The organism is Helicobacter didelphidarum, from assembly GCF_003364195.1.
GTDB classification, from domain to species: domain Bacteria; phylum Campylobacterota; class Campylobacteria; order Campylobacterales; family Helicobacteraceae; genus Helicobacter_A; species Helicobacter_A didelphidarum.
In genome coordinates, this window is sequence record NZ_NXLQ01000064.1 from 1 (window position 1) to 3,858 (window position 3,858).

Consider the following 3,858-nt stretch of genomic DNA (forward strand, 5'->3'; position numbering starts at 1 on the left):
GGTGAGGAAAATAAAAAGTAAATAAGAATCTCTTATTTATCTCATTCCCATAAGTCATCATCGCACTTGTATGATAATACTTGATGTCTTGATGACTTTCTGCTTTGTGCAAAACCTCCAAAATTACCAAAAAATCAAATACAATCTATTTTAATCATTCATATCTTAATTCTTCACTTCAATTCTATCTCTTTAGGCATTCATCAATGGCTTATCGCTCAACACCAAATATAATTATCTTAGAATCCTCCGCGCACATAATGGAGTGATTAGGCAATCATACATGAGAGAAGGGGGCGGTGATAAGCCATAGTAATATTATGTTTCCTACCAATTCATTACTTGTGATATATACACCCTTTTTGGGCGGGTATATTTGCAGTACATTTTCCCACATCATTCCAAAAACCTCTACCTTAAGCTTAAACCACCTTACACATTTTATCTTTTTCTTCTTTGCAAGATTCTATATACTCATAATCACACGGATACAACGAATCTTGATTATATCTTTCTAGTCTTTTTTTGTTTATCTTAATCGCCTCTTTACTCTCATCAATTCCCACAAATCTCCTCCCAAGCAAGAATGCTTCATACAAAAATCCTCCACTTCCACAAAAACAATCCATCACCATAGAATCTTTATTTGATGAAGCCTGAATAATCCGCCTTAGCATAGAGTGATTTTTCTGCGTAGGATAGATGGGATTTTGTGTATCTTTAAACTCCCAAATATCTTGTATCTTTTTCCCTTTAGAATCTTTAGCATAAATCTTTTTTCTAGGCACACTATTTTTACTCCATTCAATCAAACCTTCATTTTCTAGCCTATCTAATTCACTCAAAGAGCATCGCCAATGCCTGCCTTCTGGTGGTTTTAACCCTCTCCATTCCTGCCCTGTCTCACCATTTTGTGTAGCACCCGGTGCGTGAAGTGGAATAGTCGTATAAGCACCTTTATTATCCCTTTTAGGAAAACGCTTTGTTATCTCATCATTAGAATCTTGCTCATAGACTTCATTCCAAATAAATTTGTCACTTTTTGCATAAAATAAAATCATATCTTTTATATTTCCATACCCTCTTTTTTTGAAATTTTTAGGATTGCATTTAATCCTTGTAATATCATTGAGATAATGTTCTCTTCCAAAGATTTCATCAAGCAAAATTTTGACATAATGCCCCATTTTTGTATCAATATGCAGATAAAGACTTCCCTTTTCACTCATCATTTTATAGATTAAAACAAGTCTAGCATATAAAAATTCTAAATACGATTCTAAGCGAAAATTATCTCTATATGCAATAGCAGATTCTTTGCTCACACTCATCGTGCCACCAAGTCTAAAAACATTATTTGTGCCAAATGGAGGGTCAATATAGACTAAATCAATCTTTTCTTTATAGTCTTTTTCTTGCAAGAGATAACGCATTGCATTGAGATTCTCTCCAAAGATTAAGAGATTATTTTTCTCATAATTTCCTTGCAATTTATAGCTATAAGGTTGAGATAAAATATCTTGTTTGTTTAGGAGAGAGCTAAAGATTTGAAACATTGTATTCCTTATAAATTCATATTTGATAGAGAAAATCACGCAAAAGTAATGCCGAGAGGATATTATTTTGACTATATTGATGAAGAGTATGAAACATTTTACTTTTATTCTTGATATAACACACGCCATCTAAGATAGCGACTTTGATAATATCATCTCTTAATGGAGTGTTTAAAAGTGTGAGTGCGTCATTAAGCTGGGCGTTTTGATGACCTCCAAAATCACTCAAAAACTTCGCTTCTCCTATGATAAATTTGCCATTAAATCTCGCAATAAAATCTAATCCTTTGTCATTTGTATATCCTAGATATTCTTTTGCAAAGCTTTGCATAACAGAATCAGAGGCTTTAAGAATAGCATTTGATTGGGTGTGTTTAAATTCTTCTATATTGATAGGTTCTAATCCTAAAACCCCGCTATTTACCCATCTTTTAAAGAGTGGTCCTATTTGTCTATTTGTTTCTTTGGGAGTTGAGAGATTTTCATAAATTTTATTGATACCCATATCTTTTAGTCGCCCACATATTCGAGCTATCGTAGCGGGATTGCGATGAATTGCACTTCTATCCCTACGCAAATAAGCAATATAAGAATCTTTAATAGGAAACAAATCAAAATCAAGCAAAGATTCTATAATTTGCGTTTGATTATCCTCTCCAAAAGCACTTTCAAATCTCTCCCAAAGGGTAGAATCTATCGTGCGAATATTATCAGGAGACATAGGATATACACGAAATAATTGGTCTAAATAATCCCTTTGATTTGCTAGCTCTATGCTTGAATAAAGAAAATAGTTCATATTTGCTCCTAATAAAATATTTTATAATTATATCAAGTTTGTTGTAAGGGAAACTTTATATTCTTAAAAATAGGGTAAATAGCATAGAATCTAAACTAAAGTATCTTTAAGTATTTTGGGCAATCTTAATTTCGCATATTATCATTTATTCTTTTCACAATAAGCCTCTAAAAATATAAATGTTAGATAAAATGTAGAAGATAAAATACTAATACATAACTTATAATGTAAATTATATTTATTTGATTTTTATCTTAGTATTTATATATTACTTTGTTTCCAATCGAAAAGTGAATTAAGATGAAATTAGAATTTGAAATAATCATTACACAAACTTAAAGTATCATATAGGCAAACCTTGATTCCAAAATCGTTATTGTTTAGTTTTATTGCGTATCTCTACCCTATCATTAAAGATAAATCAACCTCAAAATATTAGCTTTACCATTGCCTTTGCTTTAATATATTTGCAGAAACTTTCAACGCTTACTTTTTATTTTTAGATTCTCTATTTATAGAATCTTGCACGATAAAATCTACTCCGCTCATTCCCACCTACTATCGCAAATATTGCTATAAGTGCTAGTTTTTTCATATTTAAATCCTTAATTATTTAGCCTAATCATCTCTCTAATCACAGCCAAGCTTGTTCGTATTCCACCTATCAAACTCACTGAGTTTTTGAGAATCTATTGTCTTGCCATTGCCACATGTGCCACTTATTGCTTTATCATTTTCATATACGATACTCAAATGCAATAAGCCATGTTCGTCATACAACTTCTCCACACCATTTTTTTTACCATATTTATATGAAGTTTCCTGCATAATATCCCCATCTACATAATACGATTTCTCTATGCCATCTCTTTTATTATTTTTATATGGAGTTTCCATTGAAAGTTTCCCATTCTCACCATACACTTTCTCCACACCATTTTTCTTGCCGTTTTTGTATGAGACATGAAATCGAAGCTTACCATTTGTATGATATGTCTTTTCTACCCCTTGTACCTTACCATTTTTAAATTCCACCTCATAGGCAAGATTCCCATTTTCATGGTATTCTTTAACGACCCCATTTTTGGGATTTCCTCGCATATCAAAGCATAGAGCTGCACTCACTGGGATAGAATCCACAAATTGAGTTTCACATAGAGTATGCCCATAAAGATAACTCCTACCTATACCATTTGCTTCACCATTTTTTATTGGAGTTTCTGTTCGAAATTTCCCACTCTCATCACTATATATCCACAGGCAACCATTAATTCTATCCTCTTCATTTTGACACTCTGGGAGATGGCTATAATCCTCGCTTGATGGAGTAGGGATAGAATCCTCATTTATCCCACAACCCACAAAATACACGCTTATCATCGCACACAATGCTATAAATGCTAGTTTTTTCATCATTCAATCCTTGTATTTATAGATATTATCCTTTAATCACAATCAATCTTGGTCATATCCAAACGCCCTTTTTCTTCAAATCTACGCAAA

General features: G+C 32.3%; 3 protein-coding genes. All 3 read right to left on the bottom strand.

Annotation, left to right across the window (positions count from 1 at the left end):
- Positions 1-422 precede the first annotated feature (422 nt).
- Positions 423-1,556, bottom strand: coding sequence for a site-specific DNA-methyltransferase (locus tag CQA53_RS10365; RefSeq protein WP_115543891.1), 1,134 nt, complete (start codon positions 1,554-1,556; stop codon positions 423-425).
- Positions 1,557-1,572: 16 nt separating this feature from the next.
- Positions 1,573-2,355: a restriction endonuclease gene (locus tag CQA53_RS10370; RefSeq protein WP_115543892.1), complete on the bottom strand. Its 783-nt coding sequence runs from the start codon at positions 2,353-2,355 to the stop codon at positions 1,573-1,575.
- A 630-nt stretch (positions 2,356-2,985) separates the two neighbouring features.
- Positions 2,986-3,768 carry a toxin-antitoxin system YwqK family antitoxin gene (locus CQA53_RS10375; protein ID WP_181882443.1) on the bottom strand — a complete coding sequence of 261 codons (783 nt, stop codon included), beginning with the start codon at positions 3,766-3,768 and terminating at the stop codon, positions 2,986-2,988.
- Positions 3,769-3,858 lie beyond the last annotated feature (90 nt).

What these genes read in the sequence shown, in the direction of transcription:
- CQA53_RS10375 (WP_181882443.1), bottom strand. Translation starts at nt 3,768, where the DNA reads ATGAAAAAACTAGCATTTATAGCATTGTGTGCGATGATAAGCGTGTAT.
- CQA53_RS10370 (WP_115543892.1), bottom strand. Translation starts at nt 2,355, where the DNA reads ATGAACTATTTTCTTTATTCAAGCATAGAGCTAGCAAATCAAAGGGAT.
- CQA53_RS10365 (WP_115543891.1), bottom strand. Translation starts at nt 1,556, where the DNA reads ATGTTTCAAATCTTTAGCTCTCTCCTAAACAAACAAGATATTTTATCT.